A 21,447-nucleotide genomic window follows, 5' to 3' on the forward strand; every position below is an offset into this window, starting at 1 on the left:
GACGGCAGGCGGCCGGACGGTGCCACGGGGGGCACGGAAACGCGGAAACGGTGCCACGGCATCACGGAGCGTGGTGCGGGCGGCCCGCGCGGGCCCCGCACGGCCCCCGGCTCCCGTGCGGAGATCCTGCCAGGCGAGCCGCTCCCGAAGGAGGTTGCGGTCGCTCCGGAGACGCCTTCGCCGCAGGTCAGACGTATAAAATGAGTTTTCCGGTCCGGAAGTCCAGGCATGTGTGGAGGTGACGGGTGGAGACCGTGGGGTCCGGGTCAGGGGCACGCACGGCCTTCGCCGAGCGGCTGGCGCTGCTGTACAAGGAGGCCGGCAACCCTCCGCTGAAACGGGTGTCCGAAGCGGTCGGCCGGTTGCAGCGCGTGGACGAGCGGGGACGGCCCGTGCGCGTCTCCGCGCAGCGGATCAGCGACTGGCGCCGGGCCAAAAACGTGCCGGCCCAGTTCGCCGCGCTCGCCGCGGTGCTCCAGGTCCTGATCCCCGAGGCCCGGCGCGAGCAGCCGGTGCCGGTGTCCCCCGGGCTGTACGACCTGGCCCAGTGGCAGTGGCTGTGGGAATGTGCCGTGGCCGGCCCCGCCGCCGACCGGCCGGATGCGGGCGCCGACGGCACCCGGCGCCCGGCCACGGGGGCTCCCGCGGTACCCGGCGGGGTGTGCCCGTACCGGGGGCTCGCCTCCTACCGGCGCGAGGACGCCCGGTGGTTCTTCGGCCGTGAGCGCAGCACGCGGGCACTCGTCGCCCAGCTCGCCGCGACGGAGGCGGCCGGCGGGCTGGTCATGCTGGTCGGGGCCTCGGGGGCCGGCAAGTCGTCCCTGCTCAACGCCGGACTGGTGCCGGCGCTCCAGGCGGCGGACGAGGCGCGCGAGGTCCTCCAGCTGGTGCCGGGCGCGGATCCGCTGGCCGAGCTGGCCCGCCACGTGCCGGAACTCGCCCCCGTCCTCGCGGCACAGGCCGGACCGGGCGGACCTGGCGGATCAGATGGATCAGGTGGATCAGAAGGAACAGAAGGAACAGAAGGATCAGGCACAGCGGACGGGCCGCGCGGGCCCGCCGGGCCCGACGGAGCGGACGAGGGCGCCGCACCCGCGTCCCACGCCTCGGACGGCGGCGCCTGGGCCCCCGCGGCGGCCCCCGCGCCCGCCGTCCGCCGTGCCCTGACCGCCTGGGCCGCACGGGTGGGCGCCTCCCCCGGCGCCCGGCCGGTCGTGATCGTCGACCAGTTCGAGGAGACCTTCACGCTGTGCCCGCGCGAGGCGGACCGGCGCGCCTTCGTCCAGGTGCTGCACGCCGCGTGCACGCCCGCCGCGCCCGGAGAGCAGGCGCCCGTGCGCGTCGTGCTCGGCGTCCGGGCCGACTTCTACGAGCGGTGCCTGAGCCACCCCGAGCTGGCCGACGCCCTCCAGCACCGGCACATGGTGCTCGGCCCGCTCACCACCGCCGAACTGCGCGAGGCGGTCGCGGGCCCGGCCAGGGCCGTCGGTCTGGAGCTGGAGCCGGGCCTGGCCGAACTGATCGTGCGGGAGGTCGGCGCCGACGGCCCGCGCGGGGCGCACGACGCGGGGGTGCTGCCGCTGCTGTCGCACGCGCTGCTCGCCACCTGGCAGCGGCGCAAGGCGGCCCGGCTGACGCTGGCCGGGTACCGGGCGGCGGGCGGCATCCAGGGGGCCGTGGCGGCGACGGCGGAGCGGGCCTGGGCCGAGCTGGACCCGGCGGCCCGCACGGCGGCACGGCTGCTGCTGCTGCGGCTGGTCCGGGTCGGTGAGGACACGCAGGCGACCCGCCGTCGGGGCGCCCGGCGCCAGCTGGCGGGGGAGTCCGCGGACCCCGGCAAGACGGTGGAGTCGCTGGAGGCGCTGGTGCGCGCCCGGCTGGTGACGCTGGACGCGGACACCGTGGAGATCACCCACGAGGCACTGCTCACCGCGTGGCCGCGGCTGCGGGACTGGATCGACGAGGACCGCGGCGGCAACCTGCTGCGGCAGCGGCTGGAGGAGGACGGCCGGTCCTGGGAGGACTCCGAGCGCGACCCGTCGCTGCTCTACCGCGGCTCCCGGCTGGAGCAGGCGCACACGTGGGCGCGGTCGGCCGGGGACACCTTCCTGACCCGCAGCGCGGTGGAGTTCCTCGCCGCTTCGGTCCGGCTGCGGCGGCGCACCGTGTGGATCGGCCGGGCCGCCGTGGCGGCGCTGGTCGCGCTGGCGACCGTGGCGGCGGGCGCGGCGGTGGTGGCCTGGCAGCAGCGGGACGACGCGGTGTTCGAGCAGGTGCTCGCCGAGTCCGACCGGGTCCAGGACACCGATCCGTCGCTCTCCGCCCAGCTGGACCTGGTGGCGCACCGGCTGCGCCCGCACGACCGGGACACCGACAACCGGCTGGTGTCGATCGTGAACGCGCCGCTGGCAACACCGCTGACCGGCCACACGGGCGCCGTGTACCTCACCTCCTTCAGCCCGGACGGGCGGCTGCTGGCGACCGCCAGCTACGACCGCACCGTCCGGCTGTGGAACGTCGCCGACCCCACCCGCCCCACGCCCGTGGGCGGGCCCCTGACGGGCCACACCAGCTGGGTGAGCAGTGCCGTGTTCCGTCCCGACGGGCGGGTTCTCGCCAGCGCCGGGGACGACGGCACGATCCGCCGCTGGGACGTCACCGACCCGGCCCACCCGCGCCCGCTCGGGGCGCCCCTGCCCGGCCGTCACGGCACCGTCTACCTGATCGCCTTCAGCCCGGACGGCCGCGTCCTGGCCTCCGCCGGCGAGGACCGCACGGTCCGCCTGTGGGACCTGGCCGACCCGGCCCACCCGAGAGAACTGGCCACCCTGACCGGCCACACGGCGGCCGTGCGCTCGGTCGCCTTCACCCCGGACGGCCACACGGTGGCCACCGGCGGCGACGACGGCACCGTGCGGCTGTGGGACACCACCGCCCCGGCCCGGCCGAGGAGGCTGGCCACGCTGACCGGGCACACCGGCACGGTGCACTCCGTCGCGTTCAGCCCGGACGGCCGCACCCTCGCCAGCGGCAGCAGCGACGACACCGTCCGCCTGTGGAACACGGCCGACCCCCGGCACGCCGGCCGGCTCGGCGGGCCGCTCACCGGGCACACCGGCCCCGTCTGGTCGGTGGCGTTCAGCCCGGACGGGAAGGTGCTGGCCGCCGCCAGCGCCGACAGCACGGCGAGTCTGTGGAGCGTCACCGACCCGGCCCGCGCGGCGCAGATCGGCGAGCCGCTGGCGGGCGCGAGCGGCGAGATGTACGCCCTGGGGTTCAGTCCGGACGGGCACACGCTCGCCACCGGCAGCGGCGACAGCAAGGTGCGGTTGTGGTCGGTGCCGACGGCGGACATGGTCGGCCGCGACGGCGCGTTCCGCCCGGACGGGAAGGTGCTGGCGACGGCCGCACGCGACGGCCGGCTGCGGCTGTGGGACGTGGACCCGCCCGGGGCGCCCGTACCGCTGGGCGAGCCGTTCATGCCCGCGGACGACGTCGAGCGCAAGCCGCTGTTCTCTCCCGACGGCCGCACGCTCGCCGTGCTGACGGCGGACCACGAGGTGCACCTGTGGAACGTCACCGACCCCACCCGGCCGGTCGCCGCCGGGCCACCCGTCGTGCTGCGGACCCGTTTCGCGGACGCGCTGGCCTTCAGCCCCGACGGCCGCACGCTCGCCACGGCCTACGAGGACCGCACCCTCCGCCTGTGGGACGTCACCGGCCCGGCCCACCCGCGTCCGCTCGGGGCGCCGCTGACCGGCCACCGGGGCTACGTCAACGCCCTCGTGTTCAGCCCCGACGGCCGCACCCTGGCCAGCGGCAGCGCGGACGGCACCGTACGGCTGTGGGACACCGCCGACCCGGCCCGCACCACGCCGGTCGGCCCGCCCCTGACCGGCCACACCGGACCGGTGAACGCGCTCGTCTACGGCCTCGGCGGCCGCACCCTGGCCAGCGGCAGCGACGACGACACCGTCCGGCTGTGGAACGTCACCGACCCGGCCCGTGCACGGCAGTTGGGGCCACCCCTCACCGGGCACACCGAGGCGGTGGTGTCCCTGACCCTCAGCCGCGACGGCAGCACACTGGCCAGCGGCGGGAACGACAACACGGTCCGGTTGTGGAACATCGCCGACCCCGCGCACGCCACGCCGATCGGCCGGTCGATGAGCCCCAACGCCAAGGCGGGCAACTTCCTGTCGTTCAGTCCCCGCGGCGACATGCTCGGGGTGTCCAGCGGTATCGGCACCGTGCGGCTGTGGGACCTGGACGTCGACCGGGCCGTGCGGCGCATCTGCACGACCACCCGGGGCGTCCTGACGGAGCGGAAGTGGCGCGAGTACCTGCCGCGGCTGTCCTACGACCCTCCCTGCAACGCGTGACCGAACCCCCGGGTGCAGTGATCCGGGTCACACAGCGCACCCTCAGTCCGGCGGGCGGCTCCCACAGCCGGGGCCGCCCTGTTAGCCTTGGCCACAGCCCGATCGCTGGTGCATCCCCCGTCGCCAGCGGTCGGGCCTTTTCCGTGCCCCGGACCCGGTGTGCCGTAGTCTGATCATGTGCTCCAGGCCCACGACGAGACCCCAACTGCCCTTCGCCACACGCCTGGAGAGGCGGTGAGCGCCTCCGTGCCGGACCGGCGCATCGTCGTCGTCACCGCCGTCCACGCCCCCTCGGCCCACTATCTGCCGCACGCCCACGCCTCGCTGTGCGAGCAGCGGCTGCCGGACGGCTGGGACTGGCGCTGGGTCGTCCGGGAGGACGGCACCACCGACGCCGTACGCCCCCACGTCCCCGACGACGAGCGGATCGTCTTCCGCCAGGGGCGGCCCGGCGGACCGGGGGTCGCCCGCACGATCGCCCTGTCGGACGCCGACGGGACGTACGTGAAGATCCTCGACGCCGACGACCGGCTCACGCCGGGCGCCCTCGCCCGCGACCTGGCGGCCCTGGAGGCCGACCCCGACCTGGGCTGGGCCACCTCCCGGGCACTGGACCTGCTGCCGGACGGCTCCACGGCCGGATTCGCCGGCGATCCGCCCGAGGGCCCGATCGAGCGCGGCGCCGTGCTCGACTTCTGGGCGGCCCACGACCACCGCGCCCAGGTCCACCCCGCGACCCTCTTCGTCCGCCGCGACCTGCTGCTGGCCCTCGGTGGCTGGATGGCCCTGCCCGCCTCCGAGGACACCGGCCTGCTGCTGGCGCTGAACGCCATAAGCCGTGGCTGGTTCTCGGCCGAGACCGGGCTGCTCTACCGCAAGTGGGACGGCCAGACGACCGGCCAGAGCGCGCACACCGACCCCGCGGAGCGCCGGGCCCGCATGGCGGTGGTGGCGGCGCGGGCTCGGGCACTGGCCGAACTGGGCTGGAACTGGCCGGCTATTCCGGCCGCCCCAGCGTGATCGCCTGCGACGGGCAGCCCTCCGCCGCGCTCCGCACCGCCGGATCGTCGCCCGCGTCCTCGCGGCCCGGCAGCACGGCGCCGAAGCCGTCGACGACGGTGAAGACGGACGGAACCCGGTAGACGCAGTCGCCGGAGCCGTAGCACCGCTCCGGATCCACGGAGATCTTCATCTGCACTCCCGATCTGTACGAGGGGCCGTCACCGGTCCTGCTGCCCCGCGCGGCACCCGGCCGAACCCCGGGCGGGTCCCCCGCCCGGCCGGTGCACCGCACGGCTCTACTGCGGCAGATACCGGCGCGCGAAGTCCAGTTCCAGCCCGACCTGCCGGATCCGCTCGTCGACCACCAGCGAACCGTGCCCCGCGTCGTAGCGGTAGACCTCGTGGACGGCGCCGCGGGCCGACAGGCGGTCGACGTAGTTCTCGATCTGGCGGATGGGGCAGCGGGGGTCGTTGACGCCCGCCGAGATGTGGACGGGCGCCCCGACCTCGTCCACGTAGGTCAGCGGTGACGACGCCGCGAAACGCTCCGGGACCTCCTCGGGCGTGCCGCCGAGCAGGGTCCGGTCCATGGCCTTCAACGCCTCCATCTCGTCGTGGTACGCCGTGACGTAGTCGGCGACCGGGACCGCCGCGATGCCCAGCGTCCACGCGTCGGGCTGGGTACCGAGGCCGAGGAGGGTGAGGTAGCCGCCCCAGGAACCACCGGTGAGGATCAGCCGGCCGGGGTCCGCGAGGCCCGAGGCGATCGCCCACCGGCGGACCGCCTCGATGTCCTCCAGCTCGATCAGGCCCACCCGGTGCTTCAGGGCGTCCGTCCAGGCCCTGCCGTACCCGGTGGAGCCGCGGTAGTTGACGCGGACCACCGCGTAGCCGTGGTCCACCCAGGCCGCGGGGCCCGCCGCGAAGGAGTCGCTGTCGTGCCAGGTCGGGCCGCCGTGGATGTCGAAGACCGTCGGCAGCGGGCCCTCGGCCCCCGCCGGCCGCTGCACCAGGGCGTGGATGCGCCCGCCGGGGCCCTCCACCCACACGTCCTCCACCGGTACCGAGCCCGGCGACTTCATGCCGGGCGGGTCCAGGACCACCCCGCCCGCCGTGGACCGGACCACGGGCGGCTCCGCCGCCGACGACCACAGGTACTCCACGGTGCCGTCGGGGCGGGCCGTCGCCCCCGAGACGGTGCCCGGCGGGGTGGGGATCCGCTCCAGCTCACGGCCGGTCAGGTCGTACCGGTACAGCTCGCTGCGGGCCTCGAAGCCGTGCGCGACGAGCAGGGCGCTGCCGTCCGGATACCACTCGGCGCTGACGTCGCCCGGCAGGTCCAGGGCGAGATCGCTCTGCTCGCCCGTGGCCACGTCCCACACCAGCGGCTCCCAACGGCCCCGGCGCTGGTGCCCGATGAGCAGGCGGGTGTCGCCGTCGACGGGTGCGAAGCCGAGCACCTCCAGGCCCAGCTCCTTCGTGCCGCCCTCGGTGTCGTCCAGTTCGGCGACGGCCGTGCCGTCGGGGCGCACCACCCGCAGCGCCGAGTGCATCGCGTCGCCGTGCTCGGTGTGCTCCAGCGCGATCAGCGACCCGTCGTGGGAGAGGTCGCCCACACCCGCCGACTCGCGGTGCCGGTAGATCTCCACCGGCGGCTCGCCGGTCCGGGCCAGGTGGATCGTGGTGCCCTCCTCGTCCGTGGAGCGGCCGACGACCGCCGTCCGGCCGTCCCGGCCCAGGGCCAGGCCCGCGGGGTAGGAGGGGTCCAGCCCGGGTGCGGCCAGCTCGTCCTCGCCGCCGGAGAAGGGGCGGCGGCGCCATACGCCGAACTCGTCGCCGTCCTTGTCGTCGAACCACCAGATGCCGGCGCCGTCCGGGGAGAGCACACCGTCCGTGGTGCCGTTCGGCCGGTTGGTCACCTGGTGCTGCTCGCCGGTCGAGCGGTCCCAGGAGTACAACTCGTACGTGCCGGTGGCGTTCGACACGAACAGGGACCGGTGCGGGGCGTCCTGCGCCCAGTCCGGAAGGGACACCCGCGGGGCACGGAACCGCTTCTCCCAGTCCGGCATCTCCCGGGGGACCTCCCCGGAAACGCCCTCAGAAACGTCCTCAGACATCAGCGCGCCCGCCTCCCGGTCCCCTGTGGTGGACCTGTTGCTCTCAGTCATGTGGCCATCCTGCCCGCTCGGGCCTGGTATCGACCGCCCAGGTCCCCAGCCTGTGGACATCCCGCCCGGACCCGCCGCACGGGATGGACGAGCCCGCGTGCGGGAACCGCCGCGGGGCACCGTACCGTGGAGGGCGTGTACCGGTTCCTGCTGACGCCCCGCTGGTGGGGGATCAACGTCTTCGTGCTGCTGGCCATCCCCTTCTGCGTGTTCATGGGGTCCTGGCAGCTGAGCCGGTTCGAGGCGCGCGTCGACGAGCACCGCAACGCCGAGGCCGATGCCGCGGCGGCCCGGGTGGCTCCGGCCCGTCCACTGGCCGACCTGCTTCCCGTCGACAAGCGGACGTCCGGCAAGCAGGTCACCGCGACCGGCCGGTACGGCGAGCAGCTCCTCGTCCCCGACCGGGAACTGGACGGCCGGAGCGGCTTCTACGTCCTGACCCTGCTGCGCACCGACTCCGGAAAGGCCCTGCCGGTGGTCCGCGGCTGGCTGCCCGGCGCCGCCGACGCGGCGAAGGCACCCGCCCCGCCGGAGGGCCAGGTCAGCGTCACGGGAGCGCTCCAGGCCTCGGAGACGCCCGGTGACAACGGCGTCAGCGCCCGCGGCGGCCTGCCGGCCGGGCAGACGGCCGCGATCAGCGCGGCGTCGCTGGTGAACCTCGTGCCGTACGACCTGTACGACGCGTGGGTCACCCTCGACCGGGCCGACGCCGGGATGACGGCCGTGCCGGCCGCCTCGCCCACGGGCAGCGGACTGGACCTGAAGGCGTTCCAGAACCTCGGCTACACCGGTGAGTGGTTCGTCTTCGCCGGGTTCGTGGTGTTCATGTGGTTCCGGCTGCTGCGGCGCGAGGTGGAGCACCAGCGGGACGCCCGGCTGGGGATCGTCTCCGGTCAGGAGCCCGCGGGCGTCCCGGCACCGGCCCGGGCACCCGGGGCGTGAGGGACGTCCCGTTGCGGTACGGGCTCCTCGCCCGTACTTCCGCCACGGCGTCCCGGCCCCTCCCGCGGCGGCTCTGCCCCTACTGCGGCAGCAGCCCCGTCCGGTACACCGTGCCCGCGCAGGCGTGGGGCACCGTCACCGTGACGGATGCCGTGCCCGTCGCCGGGGTGTAGGAGACGACGACACCGCCGTCCGTGCCGTTCTCGGCGACCATCTGGGTGGTGGTGCCGGTACTGCCGCCGGTGGCGATGCCGGTGGTGGCCGGGCTGGGCGAGGGGGCGGGTGAGGGCGTGCCGGTGCCGCCGCCGTCGCCCGCGCCGCCGTCGCCGCCCCCGCCGGTCGTCGGGCAGGTCTCCGCCGGGACCCAGGCGAACCTCACGTCGAACGCGGAGCCGGGGGCCAGGACCAGTTCGGAAAGGCTGAGCGAGGGGTCGGGCAGACCGGGGGCGGCGTCGCCCGCGGTGTGCTGCACGACCGTGATCCTCGACGGGTCGGCGGCGCCCTTGGCGAGGAGGGTCATGCTTCCCGCGCCGCCCACCACGCACTTGGTGTCCGAGACGTTGACGAGGTGGAACGTGCCGTACACGATGCCGGCGGAGTCCGGGCCGTCGGCAGAGGCCTTGGCGCCGCCGAGCCGGTCGGCGGTGCACCGCGGGGGCTCGGCGGGCCCGGTGGCCGCCGGGCCGGGGTCCGGCGAGGCGGAGGCGCCCGCACCGGCGCCCTTGCCCCGGCCGGTGTCCCTGCTGCCGCCCTGTTCCTCGCCTGTGACCGGGCCCGATACGCTGCCGGTCGTGTTCTCGTGACCGTCGGAGGTCCTGCCCTCGCCGGTACCGCCCTGGACCTGCGAGCTGCTGCCGGCGACGGAGGGGGCGGCGTCGGTGCCGGTGGCCCTGGAGACGTGCAGCAGCGCGGGCACGGCCGTCCCCAGGAACAGGGCCGTGGCGGCGAGGCCGACGGCCGCCTGGCGCTTGCGGGCCCGGCGTGCGGGGACCGCCCGCTGCAGGTGCTCCAGGACGCCGTCGCGCGGCTCGATCTCCTGGACCGCGTGGTGCAGCATGCGGCGCAGTGCCAGCTCGTCCGAGTCGAGCCCGCCGGGGCTCTGGTCGTCCAGGCCGTCGTTCACAGTTCCGTTCCCAGCGTGCAGGTGTTTCGGGTCGTGCGTGCGGGGCCGCCGCGCAGGCTCGGCTCCGAGGTCCGGCGCGGGGGCGGTGTGCGGCGTACGGTCCCGGCCCGGCCTGCCGCCCGGGTCCGCCCCGGGGTGCTCGGGCACCGGGCGGTCGCCGGTGGGCCGGTGGTCCGGGGACCGCCCGGGCCGGGGGCGGCCGTGCGCGTCGGGGGTGTCGGGGGCGCGGGGGGCTCCCGGAGCGTGCCGCGCGTCGTCCCCGTGCGCGTCCTTCCCGGCCTCCGCCCCGTACCCGCCCGGGCCCCCGTCGCCGCCCGTGCCGTGCGTCATGCCCGGGCCTCCATCACCTTGCGCAGCGCGGCGATGCCGCGCGAGCCGTACGCCTTGACCGAGCCCAGCGAGATGCCGAGCGTCTCGGCGACCTGAGCCTCGGTCATGTCCGCGAAGTAGCGCAGCACGAGCACCTCGCGCTGCCGGCGTTGGAGCCCCTTCATCGCGTCGATCAGCGAGTCGCGCTCCAGCAGGTCGTAGGCGCCCTCCTCCGCGCTGGCCATGTCCGGCATGGGCTTGGACAGCAGCTTCAGTCCGAGGATGCGGCGGCGCAGCGCCGAGCGGGAGAGGTTGACCACCGTCTGGCGCAGATAGGCGAGCGTCTTCTCCGGGTCGCGGACCCGCCTGCGTGCCGAGTGCACGCGGATGAAGGCCTCCTGCACGACGTCCTCACAGGAGGCGGTGTCGTCGAGGAGGAGGGCGGCGAGGCCCAGCAGTGAGCGGTAGTGGGCGCGGTAGGTCTCGGTGAGATGGTCGACGGTGGTGCCGGCGGCCGCGGTCCGACCGGCTCCGTCGCGCTGACTGGGTATGCGGGCGGGCCGCGCTGCGGGCATCGGCGCGATCACCGGCATGCCGCCGGGCGCGCCTGTCCTGCGGGGCCGGCGGCTGCCCGCCCGCGGGGGCCGCCGGGCGGTCCCGCGCGCCGCCGCGGTGAAGTCGAGTACCTCTGCCACGCCGGTTGGACACGCGTCCCCCCGTCGGGGTTGTACGTGCCGGGCGTCACTTCTGCGCCGACCATGAGTCCCGCTCTTCCCCTAAGTCCGAACGAACGGGCGTCCCCACGCCCGCTCCAGGCCGTCCCCACGTCCCGGATGACACGCGTCACCTCCGCCCCAGCACAGGGCCACCGCAAAGACGCTCCCCGCGCTCCGCACGGTTGCGGAAGGCGGGGAGAAAAATCTTCGGCCGCCCCGGGGGCGGTACTCAAGTGGACCGGGCCATTGCCCTGATCACATGTTCCATGTAGATCCTATAAACGGGCCGCGGGGGTGGGCACGCGATTTCCCGTCGCGGGAGGGCACTACGCCAACTCCTCCGCCACCAGTTCCGCGATCTGCGCGGTGTTCAGCGCGGCCCCCTTGCGCAGGTTGTCGCCGCACACGAACAGCTCCAGCGCCGTCGGGTCGTCCAGCGCCCGGCGGACCCGCCCCACCCAGGTCGGGTCGGTGCCCACCGCGTCGGCGGGTGTGGGGAACTCCCCGGCGGCCGGGTTGTCGAACAGCACGACACCGGGCGCGGTGGCCAGGATCTCCTGAGCGCCGTCGACGGTGACCTCGCCCTGGAAGCGGGCGTGCACGGTCATCGAGTGCGTGGTGACGACCGGCACCCGCACACAGGTGACGGCGACGGGCAGCCGCGGCAGCCCGAGGATCTTGCGGGACTCGTCCCGCACCTTCATCTCCTCCGACGACCAGCCGTCCTCACGCAGCGACCCGGCCCACGGCACCACGTTCAGCGCGACCGGCTCCGGGAACGGCCCCGTCCGGTCGCCGACCGCCCGCCGCACGTCGCCCGGGCTCGTCCCGAGTTCGGTGCCGGCGACGAGGGACAACTGCTCCCGCAGCGTGTCGATCCCGGCCCGGCCGGCCCCGCTGACCGCCTGGTACGACGACACCACCAGCTCGCGCAGCCCGTACTCGGCGTGCAGCGCGCCCAGGGCGACGATCATCGACAGCGTCGTGCAGTTGGGGTTGGCGACGATCCCGCGCGGCCGGTTCCGCACCGTGTGCGCGTTGACCTCGGGCACGACCAGCGGCACGTCCGGGTCCATCCGGAAGGCGGCGGAGTTGTCGACCACCACCACGCCCTTGGCCGCGGCGACGGGCGCCCACTGGGCCGCGACCTCGTCGGGCACGTCGAACAGGGCCACGTCGACGCCGTCGAAGGCCGCTTCGCCGAGCGCCACCACCTCGACCTCCTCGCCGCGCACGGCCAGCTTGCGGCCGGCCGAGCGCGGCGAGGCGATCAGGCGGATCTCGCCCCAGACGTCCGCCCGCTGGGACAGGATCTGGAGCATGACCGCGCCGACGGCTCCGGTCGCTCCCACGACCGCGAGCGCCGGTCGGCCCTTCATCGCCGTGCGCCTCCGTACGAACGGGAGGTCATCGGCCGGTGCCCCCGTAGACGACGGCCTCGTCGCTGTCGGAGTCCAGCCCGAAGGCGGTGTGCACGGCCCGGACGGCCTCCGGCACGTCGTCGGCGCGCGTCACGACCGAGATGCGGATCTCGGAGGTCGAGATGAGCTCGATGTTCACACCCGCGTCGGACAGCGCGGTGAAGAAGTCCGCGGTGACACCGGGGTTGGTCTTCATCCCGGCGCCCACGAGCGAGATCTTGCCGATCTGGTCGTCGTAGCGCAGCGAGTCGAAGCCGATGCCGCCCTTGTTCTTCTCCAGGGCGTCGATGGCCCTGCGGCCCTCGGTCTTCGGCAGGGTGAAGGAGATGTCCGTCAGCCCGGTGGACGCGGCGGACACGTTCTGCACGACCATGTCGATGTTGATCTCGGCGTCGGCGATGGTCCGGAAGATGGACGCGGCCTCGCCCGGCTTGTCCGGCACACCGACGACCGTGATCTTGGCCTCGGAGGTGTCGTGCGCGACACCGGAGATGATGGCCTGCTCCACCTTCTTCTCCCCTTGCTGAATCGGCTCGTTGCTGACCCACGTGCCCTGCAGCCCGCTGAAGCTGGAGCGGACGTGGATCGGGATGTTGTAGCGGCGGGCGTACTCCACGCACCGGTGGAGCAGCACCTTGGACCCGGACGCGGCCAGTTCGAGCATGTCCTCGAACGAGATCCAGTCGATCTTCCGGGCCTTCTTCACCACCCGCGGGTCGGCGGTGAACACGCCGTCGACGTCGGTGTAGATCTCGCAGACCTCGGCGTCGAGCGCGGCGGCCAGCGCCACGGCCGTGGTGTCGGACCCGCCGCGCCCGAGGGTGGTGATGTCCTTGCTGTCCTGGCTGACGCCCTGGAAGCCGGCGACGATGGCGATGTTGCCCCCGTCCAGCGAGTCGCGGATGCGGCCCGGCGTCACGTCGATGATCCGCGCTTTGTTGTGGACCGAGTCGGTGATGACACCCGCCTGGCTGCCGGTGAACGACTGGGCGCTGTGCCCCAGGTTCTTGATCGCCATGGCCAGCAGAGCCATGGAGATCCGCTCTCCGGCGGTCAGCAGCATGTCGAGCTCACGCCCGGCAGGGATCGGGGAAACCTGCTCGGCGAGATCGATCAGCTCGTCCGTCGTGTCGCCCATCGCGGAAACCACGGCGACGACCTGGTGGCCGTTCTTCTTGGCTTCCACGATCCGCTTGGCGACGCGCTTGATGCCTTCGGCATCGGCTACGGAGGAGCCTCCGTACTTCTGCACGACAAGGCCCACGTGCGCTCCTCGCTCCGTTTGTGTTCTTTCCGCAGGTACGGCGGTGCACTGCGGTCGGTTCAGTCTATCGAGCGTCCGAAATCCACCCTCCCGATATCGCATGGTGAGATATCGAGGGGCTGCTCCGGCCGCTCGCGTCCAGAGGGCTCATGCCCAGGGGCCGCGAACACACGCGGGAATGTGGGTCGGGTCACATGTTCGGGAGGGGGCCCGGTCGGCGCACCTGACAAGAGCGAGGGCCCTGCCCGCCGTCCGGGCGGCCCCCGGCCCCGACGCCGCCGGCCGCTGCCCCACCCGTGCCCACCGCGTCACGGACCTGCCCGGCACCGACGACGCGGTCTACGTCCGGGGCACCCAGCCGGGCACCGCGGACTGCCGCCCGCCGGCCGCGGCGTCAGTCCGCCTCCTTGATGCCCAGCGGGCCCGCGATCTCCTGGGCCATGACCTCGCCCGCCTCGAACTCCAGGGCCTCGTCGCCCAGGCCCTGGTCGGTGTCCAGGCCGTCCAGCTCCTGAAGGGGCTGGTTCAGCCGGACGTGCGCGAGGACCGAGTGGAGGGCGCGCAGGGTCGCGGACGCCGTCGAGCCCCAGTTGGAGAAGTACGAGAACTGCCACCACCACAGGGCCTCGCTGGTCCGGCCTGCGCGGTAGTGGACCATGCCGTGGCGCAGGTCGGTGATGACGTCGGCCAGGTCGTCGGAGATGCGGGCCGGGACGGGCGCCTTGCGGGGCTCGTAGGGGTCGAAGACCTCGGAGTAGACGTCGATCGGCTCCAGCAGGCGCGCCAGGTTCTCGCGCAGCCCGTCGGCGTCCGGCTCCGGACCGGGGTCGGGCTCGTAGCGCTCGTCGGGAACGACGTCCTCGTGCGCGCCCAGGCGACCGCCGGCGAGCAGCAGTTGGGAGACCTCCAGGAGGAGGAAGGGGACTGCCGAGGCCGGCTCGTCGCCCTTGGCGACCTCCGTGACGGCCACCAGGAAGCTCTCCACCTGGTCCGCGATCTGGACCGCGAAGTCGTCCGGGTTCCGCCCGGTCGCATGCAGCGTGGCGTCAGACATCTAGGAGTCGTCTCCCCTCGAAGGCGCGGCCGAGGGTGACCTCGTCCGCGTATTCCAGGTCGCCACCCACCGGGAGGCCGCTGGCCAGGCGGGTGACCTTCAGGCCCATGGGCTTGATCATGCGTGCGAGGTACGTGGCCGTGGCCTCGCCCTCGAGATTCGGATCGGTGGCCAGGATCAGCTCCGTGACCGTCCCATCGGCCAACCGCGCGAGAAGTTCTCGTATACGCAGGTCGTCGGGCCCCACGCCCTCGATCGGGCTGATCGCTCCGCCCAGCACGTGGTAGCGGCCCCGGAACTCACGGGTGCGCTCGATCGCGACGACGTCCTTGGGCTCCTCGACGACGCAGATGACCGACGGGTCGCGGCGGGGGTCGCGGCAGACGGCGCACTGCTCCTCCTGCGCCACGTTGCCGCAGACGGCGCAGAAGCGGACCTTCGCCTTCACTTCGAGCAGGGCCTGGGCGAGACGCCGGACGTCCGTGGGCTCCGCCTGGAGGATGTGGAAGGCGATCCGCTGCGCGCTCTTGGGACCGACGCCGGGCAGCCGCCCCAGCTCGTCGATGAGGTCCTGCACCACGCCTTCGTACAACGGACTGCCGTCCTTCCTGGTTCTGCTTCTCTACGTACGGTAGATGCCGCGCGCCTGTCTTAGAAAGGCAGACCGGGAATGCCGCTGCCGCCACCCAGTCCCTGGGCCAGCGGGCCCAGCTTCTGCTGCTGGAGGGTCTGCGCGTTCTCGTTGGCCGCCTGCACGGCCGCGACGACCAGGTCGGCGAGGGTCTCGGTGTCCTCCGGGTCCACCGCCTCCGGGTCGATCTTCAGTGCGCGCAGCTCACCGGCGCCCGTGACCGTCGCCCGTACCAGGCCGCCGCCGGCCTGGCCCTCGACCTCGGTCTGCGCCAGCTCCTCCTGGGCCCGGGCCAGGTCCTGCTGCATCTTCTGGGCCTGCTGGAGCAGCTGCTGCATGTTCGGCTGGCCACCACCGGGGATCACGGATCAGCTCCTGTCATAGCTGTCGTCAGCCGCCGTCGGCTGACGCGGACCTCGTCCGGGTCCACCTGGCACGAGCCTACGTGGTCTGCCCCGGCGTCGCCGCAGCACTCTTTCGAGTGAGTCGGTTGCCCGGTCTATAGCTGATCAAGACCCACTTCCGGGCGGAAAAGTGAGCTGACCGGTCTCTTCGCCACCCATTGGGCGGTAGGAAGGGTCCGGCTCAGAGCACACGTCAGCATCATGTGTCACAGACTGTGACCGTTCGTCATTAGGGAGTGCCGGGTGGGTCAGCCGGAGATGCAGCCCGAGGGTCCGCCACAGGACGGGCGGGGAGAGGGCGGGGCGGACCTGCGGCCGGGTGAGCTGACCGGGCGGGTGTTCCCGCTCGGGGACTGGGGGGAACCCGCCCAGCGCCTGGACGACCTGTACCGCTGGGTGGAGCGCGGTGCTCTGGAGACGGCGGCCTGGTACCTGACCGACCGGGTGTGGAAGCGGCGTGGGGCGCGGGTGCTGCGGTCGGGTGCGGCGGCGGGCGCGGTGTCGGCGGCGGCGCTGCCGCTGCTGGATCTGACCGGCGTCATGGGCGGGGTCGCCCCCTGGGGATATCTCGCGCTGCTGCTGGCCGTGGCGTGTGTGGGCGTGGACCGGTTCTTCGGGGTGACCTCGGGGTGGATAAGGGACGTCGCCACCGCCCAGGCGGTGCAGCGCCGGCTCCAGGTGCTGCAGTTCGACTGGGCCTCGGAGAGCGTGCGGGAGGTGCTGGGCCCGACGGACGGGACGGCCGGCGAGGCCGCCGAGCGGTGCCTCGGAGTGCTGCGGCGCTTCTCGGAGGACGTGACGGAGCTGGTGCGGACGGAGACGACGGACTGGATGGTGGAGTTCCGCACCGGTTCCGCACCGATGGGGATCCAGTCGGCGGTGGCCGCGGGCGGCGCGGCACGGTCGGATACCGCGGGCTCGGGCGGACGCTTCCCGGTGCCGCCGGGCGGCGCGCGGCCCAACATGCCCCGGCAGCGCCCCCCGGAGCCGCGCTGAGCCTCCACCGTCCCCGGGGGGCCACGGACGGGGCGGCGGCCACCGGACGGGCCCGCCGCCTCAGCCCTGCCTGGTGTAGGTCAGCTTCTTCCCGGTGCTCGTGTTCAGCCGCTCCAGTCGTCCGTCCGGCAACAGCGTGACCGTCGTGGGAGCCCCCGGCGAGCAGGACGAGGCGGGCTCCCCGGTCGTCACCGAGGACGCCCCGATCTCCAACGGTCCTTGCGGGCGCGGTCGTTGGATCAACTTCGCCTCGAACACACAGTGGTAGGTGCTGGTGCCGGCGGGACCGTCGGCGACAAGGGTGAGGACCGTGTCGCCCACCTGGCCCTGGCGAATGGTGAGCCGGCGGGGGTTGGCGCCGCTCGCGTTGTCGATCGTCGTCGCCCAGGTGCCCACATACCCCTCGGGGACCGCGCCCGCTTGCGGCGAGGCGGATTCGGTGGACGGCGACGCGGACGGCTCGGTGGCCGTCGGCGCGGTCGAGGGCGACGTGCCGGCCCGCGTGGGTGCCGCGGAGGGCGTCGGCTGCGCGGCGGGGGTCTCGCTCCCCCTCATCAGCGCGTACACCGTGCCGCCCGCGGCCAGCGCCACGACCAGGGCGATCGCGACGAGGAGGACCGTGGTGCGGGGGTTGCGCCCGGACGGGGGCGCCGGGTCGCCGGGCGGAGCGGCCGTGGTGGCCGCGATCGGCGGCGGACCGTAGGGAGGCGTGGAGCCGAGACCGCCGCCGGCACCGTGGGGCGGGACGCCGGCGCCGGGTGCCTGTCCCCCGGGGCCGTAGGGCGGGCCGGCGTAGGGCGGGCCGGCGGTTCCGGTCTGCCTCCCGCCGGCTCCGTACGACTGCCGGGGCGGGTACGGCTGCTGGGGCTGCTGGGGATACGGGGTCTGCGGCTGCGGGATCGCGGGCGGGCCCGCCGCCCAGCCACCGGGCTGCTGGGGATGGCCGTGCACGGGCGGGGCGTACCCCGTCCCGGGTCGCGGCTGCTGGGCCTGCTGGGGGTAGCCGTACGCCTGAGACTGCTGGGCCTGGCCGTACGCCTGCTGGGGCTGCTGGGGGTAGCCGTACCCCTGGTGGGGCAGAGGGGTCTGCGGGGGCGCGGGCGGCGGCACGGGCGCCTGGCCCGCGCCCGGGACGTCTCCCGGGCCGGCGACAGAGATCGGCGTGGGGCGGCCCGACGGCCCGGGCGGACCGGGATCCGGCGCCGCGGCCGGCGCAACGGCGGGGGCGGCGGGCGCGGCAGGGGCTGCGGGCGCGGCAGGTGCCGGTGCCGGTGGGGCTGAGGGCGCGGCAGGTGCGGCGGGACCGGCCGGCTGCGGGGCGGCGGGCGTGCCTCCCCCCGCGGACGCCTGCGGCGCCGCTCCCGTGGGACCCTCCGGATCCTCCGTGTCCAGCAGCCGCACGGCGTGCCGCCCCAGCTGGGCCACCAGGGAACCCGGCAGCCAGGGGTCGCGGGAGCGGCCGTCGGCGACGGTGTCCTCGGCGCCCGTCCGATCCAGGACGCGGTCGAGACCGGGGCGGGCAGCGGGGTCCTTCTCGAGGCAGTCGCGGACCAGGTCGGCGATGCCCTCGGGCACACCCTCCAGGTCCGGTTCCTCCTGGGCGATGCGGAACATCAGCGCGTGCACACCGCTGTTGGCCGAGCCGAAGGGGAGGCGGCCCGTGGCGGCGTAGGCGAGCACCGAGCCGAGGCAGAAGACGTCGCAGGCGGGGGTGATGCGGTCGCCCCGCACCTGCTCCGGAGCCATGAAGCCGGGCGAGCCGACCAGTGAGCCGGTGCGGGTGAGCCCGCCCTCGGTCACCGTCTCCAGGGCCCGCGCGATCCCGAAGTCGATGACCCGGGGCCCGTCGATCGTCACGAGCACGTTGGACGGCTTGAGGTCGCGGTGGACGATGCCGGCGGCGTGGATGTCCTGCAGGGCGTGCGCGAGCCCGGCCGCCAGGATCCGCACCGAACGCTCGGGCAGGGCCCCGTGGTCGTGGCCGACGACCTGCTGGAGGCTGGGCCCGGCCACGTAACCGGTGGCCACCCAGGGCACGGCCGCCTCGGTGTCGGCGTCCAGCACCGGCGCGGTCCAGTGACCGCCGACCCGCTGCGCGGCCCCCACCTCCTGCCGGAACCGCTCCCGGAACTCCTCCTGCGCGGCGAGTTCCTCGCGGACCAGCTTGACGGCGACCGTGCGACCCCGGTCGGACCGGGCCAGGTACACCTGGCCCATGCCGCCCGCACCCAGCCGCGCCAGCAGCCGGTACGCCCCGATCCTCTGCGGCTCCCCGGGCCCCAGTCGCTCCATGGCCGACCGCCCCTCCCCCCGTGCACGCCCCTCCGACATCCCGAGGATAGTGCCGGATTCCGGCAGGTGGGCGGGCCGGCCTCTACGGTTGGGTAACAGGTGCTCCGGCTCCCGGGCGGGCGGCGCAGCGCTTCCGGGTAAGCCGGGGAGCCGTTGCCGGCGGCGAGGCGGCGGCGCGCGGTGAAGGCGCGCGGCGCCGGCAACGGCCCTGCGCGCCGCCCGTCGCCCGTCGCCCGCCCCCGGATCGACAACCTGTCGCGGATCGCCCCCGACCGCAGACAGGACGCCGATACCGCGTCCGCATCCCGGACACCTACGCTCGCCCGCATGACCCCTCATCTGCCCGACCCCCAGGCCGGCGCCGCCGTGAAGGCCGCGGACCGTGCGCATGTGTTCCACTCCTGGTCCGCGCAGGACCTCATCGACCCGCTCGCCGTCGCCGGTGCGGAGGGGTCGTACTTCTGGGACTACGACGGCAAGCGGTACCTCGACTTCACCAGCGGTCTCGTCTACACCAACATCGGCTACCAGCACCCGAAGGTCGTCGCCGCGATCCAGGAGCAGGCGGCGACGATGACGACGTTCGCGCCCGCCTTCGCCGTCGAGGCGCGGTCCGAGGCGGCACGGCTCATCGCCGAACGCACTCCCGGCGACCTGGACAAGATCTTCTTCACCAACGGCGGCGCCGACGCCGTCGAGCACGCGGTGCGCATGGCCCGGCTGCACACGGGCCGCCCGAAGGTGCTGTCGGCCTACCGCTCGTACCACGGCGGCACGCAGCAGGCGGTCAACATCACCGGCGACCCGCGCCGCTGGCCCAGCGACAGCGGCACGAACGGCGTGGTGCGCTTCTGGGCGCCTTTCCTGTACCGGTCCCGCTTCTACGCCGAGACCGAGGAGCAGGAGTGCGCGCGGGCACTGGAACACCTGGAGACGACGATCGCGTTCGAGGGTCCGGGGACCATCGCGGCGATCATCCTGGAGACCGTCCCGGGCACCGCCGGGATCATGATGCCGCCCCCGGGCTACCTGGCCGGGGTGCGCGAGCTGTGCGACAAGCACGGCATCGTGTTCGTACTGGACGAGGTGATGGCCGGGTTCGGCCGCTCCGGTGAGTGGTTCGCGGCGGACCTCTACGGGGTCGTGCCGGACCTGATGACCTTCGCCAAGGGAGTGAACAGCGGGTACGTGCCGCTCGGCGGTGTCGCGATCTCGCCGGAGATCGCCGAGACCTTCGGCCGGCGGCCCTACCCGGGCGGTCTGACGTACTCCGGGCATCCGCTGGCCTGTGCCGCCGCCGTCGCCACGCTGCGGGTGATGGCGGAGGAGCGCGTCGTCGAGAACGCGGCCCGGCTCGGCGCCTCGGTCGTCGAGCCGGCCCTGCGGGCACTGGCCGAGCGGCACCCGAGCGTCGGCGAGGTGCGCGGCACCGGCCTGTTCTGGGCGCTGGAGCTGGTGCGGGACCGTGAGACGCGTGAGCCGCTGGTGCCGTACAACGCGGCCGGCGAGGCGAACGCGCCGATGGCGGCCTTCGCGGCGGCGGCCAGGGAGCACGGGCTGTGGCCGTTCGTGAACATGAACCGGACGCATGTGGTGCCGCCGTGCAACGTCTCCGAGGCCGAGCTGAAGGAAGGCTTCGAGGCACTGGACGCGGCCCTGTCGGTGGCCGACCGGTACACCGGCTGACGCACGCCCGCCGCGCGGCACCGCCCGGGCCGCCCCGGCGCGGACCGGCCCTCCGGTGCCGCGCGGTCCGCGGCCCGCACCGGCTTCCCGGCGGGCCGGCGGGGAGCCGCCGGACGGTGACGCTACGCGGGTAGGGCGGCCCGGCTTCCGGAAGCGTAAGGTGGCGTGCTCGTAGAGGCGGATCCCCAAGATCGCTGAGACCGCTGAGATCGCCGGGCGCGATCGCAGGGATCACAGAGGTCGCGCGGATCGCCGAGTCCGACGAGCACGCCACCCGCACGTGGAGAGGGAGCCACCCGACCATGCCCGGCAGCACCGGCAGCGGCACCGTGACCCGCAGCACCCTGCGGCAGCAGATCGCCGACGCCCTTCGCGACGAGGTGCTGGCCGGCCGGCTGGGGCCGGGGCGGGCGTTCACGGTGAAGGAGATCGCCGAGCAGTACGGCGTCTCCGCGACCCCGGTGCGCGAGGCCCTGGTGGACCTGTCCGCGCAGGGCCTGCTGGAGGCCGACCAGCACCGGGGCTTCAGGGTCCGCGAGTACTCCGTGGAGGACTACCGCGACATCATCGAGGCCCGCAGTCTCGTCATCGAGGGGATGTTCCTCGCCCTGGACGGCGGCCACCGGGGCTACCGGAACCTGGAGGACCCGCGGCTGGCGGGTGACGTGGCCGGGGTGCGGCGGCGCGGCGAGGAGGCGCAGCGGGCGGCGGCGGCCGGCGACCTCATCGTGCTGATCGGGTACGACCTGCGCTTCTGGCGCGAGCTGAGCGCCCTGTTCGGCAATCCCTATCTCGCCGACTTCCTGCACCGGCTGCGGGTGCAGTCCTGGGTGTGCGCGGTGCAGCATCTGCGGCGCCTGCCGGATCTGCGCGGCCGGCTGTGGTCGGGCCACACGGAGCTGGTCGACGCCCTGCTGCGGCGGGACACCGAGGCGGCGCGGGCGATCGTCACCGCGTACAACACGCACTCGCTCGCCGTGATCGAACGGCTCGCGGAAGGCTGAGGACCTCCGGTGGGGGTACGGGACCTCCGGGGCACCGACTAATCTGCCTTGAC

Annotated in this window: 16 protein-coding genes; 6 read left to right on the forward strand and 10 right to left on the reverse strand. The window is 74.2% G+C overall.

The features are described from left to right. Positions 1-245 precede the first annotated feature (245 nt). Both I3F54_RS06625 and I3F54_RS06630 read left to right on the forward strand, forming a co-directional pair. Positions 246-4,382 (forward strand): WD40 repeat domain-containing protein, encoded by a 4,137-nt coding sequence (locus tag I3F54_RS06625; RefSeq protein ID WP_240117668.1) that lies wholly within the window; start codon positions 246-248, stop codon positions 4,380-4,382. 234 nt (positions 4,383-4,616) lie between these two features. Beyond that, positions 4,617-5,402, forward strand: coding sequence for a glycosyltransferase family 2 protein (locus I3F54_RS06630; protein WP_240117669.1), 786 nt, complete (start codon positions 4,617-4,619; stop codon positions 5,400-5,402). On the opposite strand, the gene I3F54_RS06635 is transcribed toward I3F54_RS06630, so the two are convergent. Together I3F54_RS06635 and I3F54_RS06640 are read right to left on the reverse strand one after the other, a co-directional pair. Then, a complete protein-coding gene (locus I3F54_RS06635; protein WP_240117670.1) occupies positions 5,380-5,574 on the reverse strand; it encodes a ferredoxin in 195 nt (64 codons plus the stop codon). The two genes, I3F54_RS06630 and I3F54_RS06635, sit on opposite strands and share 23 nt — an antisense overlap. Before the next feature lie 106 nt (positions 5,575-5,680). Continuing rightward, positions 5,681-7,501, reverse strand: coding sequence for a prolyl oligopeptidase family serine peptidase (locus tag I3F54_RS06640; RefSeq protein ID WP_240117890.1), 1,821 nt, complete (start codon positions 7,499-7,501; stop codon positions 5,681-5,683). Positions 7,502-7,687: 186 nt separating this feature from the next. Between I3F54_RS06640 and I3F54_RS06645 the strand changes: the two genes are divergently transcribed. Continuing rightward, complete coding sequence (locus I3F54_RS06645) at positions 7,688-8,494, forward strand: SURF1 family protein (protein WP_240117671.1); 807 nt, start codon at positions 7,688-7,690, stop codon at positions 8,492-8,494. A gap of 79 nt (positions 8,495-8,573) precedes the next feature. Here I3F54_RS06645 and I3F54_RS06650 read toward each other — a convergent pair whose 3' ends face one another. From I3F54_RS06650 to I3F54_RS06680, 7 genes are all read right to left on the reverse strand, one after another. Beyond that, positions 8,574-9,947 carry a hypothetical protein gene (locus I3F54_RS06650; protein ID WP_240117672.1) on the reverse strand — a complete coding sequence of 458 codons (1,374 nt, stop codon included), beginning with the start codon at positions 9,945-9,947 and terminating at the stop codon, positions 8,574-8,576. Beyond that, positions 9,944-10,621: a SigE family RNA polymerase sigma factor gene (locus I3F54_RS06655; RefSeq protein ID WP_240117673.1), complete on the reverse strand. Its 678-nt coding sequence runs from the start codon at positions 10,619-10,621 to the stop codon at positions 9,944-9,946. The genes I3F54_RS06650 and I3F54_RS06655 overlap by 4 nt, the downstream gene beginning before the upstream one ends. A 347-nt stretch (positions 10,622-10,968) precedes the next feature. Continuing rightward, positions 10,969-12,021 (reverse strand): aspartate-semialdehyde dehydrogenase, encoded by a 1,053-nt coding sequence (locus tag I3F54_RS06660; protein ID WP_240117674.1) that lies wholly within the window; start codon positions 12,019-12,021, stop codon positions 10,969-10,971. A 28-nt stretch (positions 12,022-12,049) separates the two neighbouring features. Next, positions 12,050-13,327, reverse strand: coding sequence for an aspartate kinase (locus I3F54_RS06665; protein WP_240117675.1), 1,278 nt, complete (start codon positions 13,325-13,327; stop codon positions 12,050-12,052). Between the two features lie 394 nt (positions 13,328-13,721). Further along, positions 13,722-14,381: a DUF5063 domain-containing protein gene (locus I3F54_RS06670; protein ID WP_240117676.1), complete on the reverse strand. Its 660-nt coding sequence runs from the start codon at positions 14,379-14,381 to the stop codon at positions 13,722-13,724. Beyond that, a complete protein-coding gene (gene recR, locus I3F54_RS06675) occupies positions 14,374-14,973 on the reverse strand; it encodes a recombination mediator RecR (protein WP_240117677.1) in 600 nt (199 codons plus the stop codon). Before recR ends, I3F54_RS06670 begins: the two co-directional genes overlap by 8 nt. A gap of 59 nt (positions 14,974-15,032) precedes the next feature. Then, entirely contained in the window at positions 15,033-15,377 is a 345-nt protein-coding gene (locus I3F54_RS06680) for a YbaB/EbfC family nucleoid-associated protein (RefSeq protein ID WP_240117678.1), read from the reverse strand. A 282-nt stretch (positions 15,378-15,659) separates the two neighbouring features. On the opposite strand from I3F54_RS06680, the gene I3F54_RS06685 reads away from it, so the two are divergent. Next, positions 15,660-16,412, forward strand: a complete 753-nt coding sequence (locus tag I3F54_RS06685; protein ID WP_240117679.1) for an SLATT domain-containing protein — start codon at positions 15,660-15,662, stop codon at positions 16,410-16,412. A 60-nt stretch (positions 16,413-16,472) separates the two neighbouring features. On the opposite strand, the gene I3F54_RS06690 is transcribed toward I3F54_RS06685, so the two are convergent. Beyond that, positions 16,473-18,704 (reverse strand): serine/threonine-protein kinase, encoded by a 2,232-nt coding sequence (locus I3F54_RS06690; RefSeq protein ID WP_240117680.1) that lies wholly within the window; start codon positions 18,702-18,704, stop codon positions 16,473-16,475. Positions 18,705-19,031: 327 nt separating this feature from the next. On the opposite strand from I3F54_RS06690, the gene I3F54_RS06695 reads away from it, so the two are divergent. Together I3F54_RS06695 and I3F54_RS06700 are read left to right on the forward strand one after the other, a co-directional pair. Further along, entirely contained in the window at positions 19,032-20,390 is a 1,359-nt protein-coding gene (locus I3F54_RS06695; RefSeq protein ID WP_240117681.1) for an aspartate aminotransferase family protein, read from the forward strand. A 302-nt stretch (positions 20,391-20,692) separates the two neighbouring features. Further along, positions 20,693-21,394, forward strand: a complete 702-nt coding sequence (locus I3F54_RS06700) for a GntR family transcriptional regulator (RefSeq protein ID WP_240117682.1) — start codon at positions 20,693-20,695, stop codon at positions 21,392-21,394. The last annotated feature ends 53 nt before the right edge of the window (positions 21,395-21,447 follow it).

Origin of the sequence: Streptomyces sp. MUM 2J (assembly GCF_022414535.1) — a bacterium.
Lineage (GTDB): Bacteria > Actinomycetota > Actinomycetes > Streptomycetales > Streptomycetaceae > Streptomyces.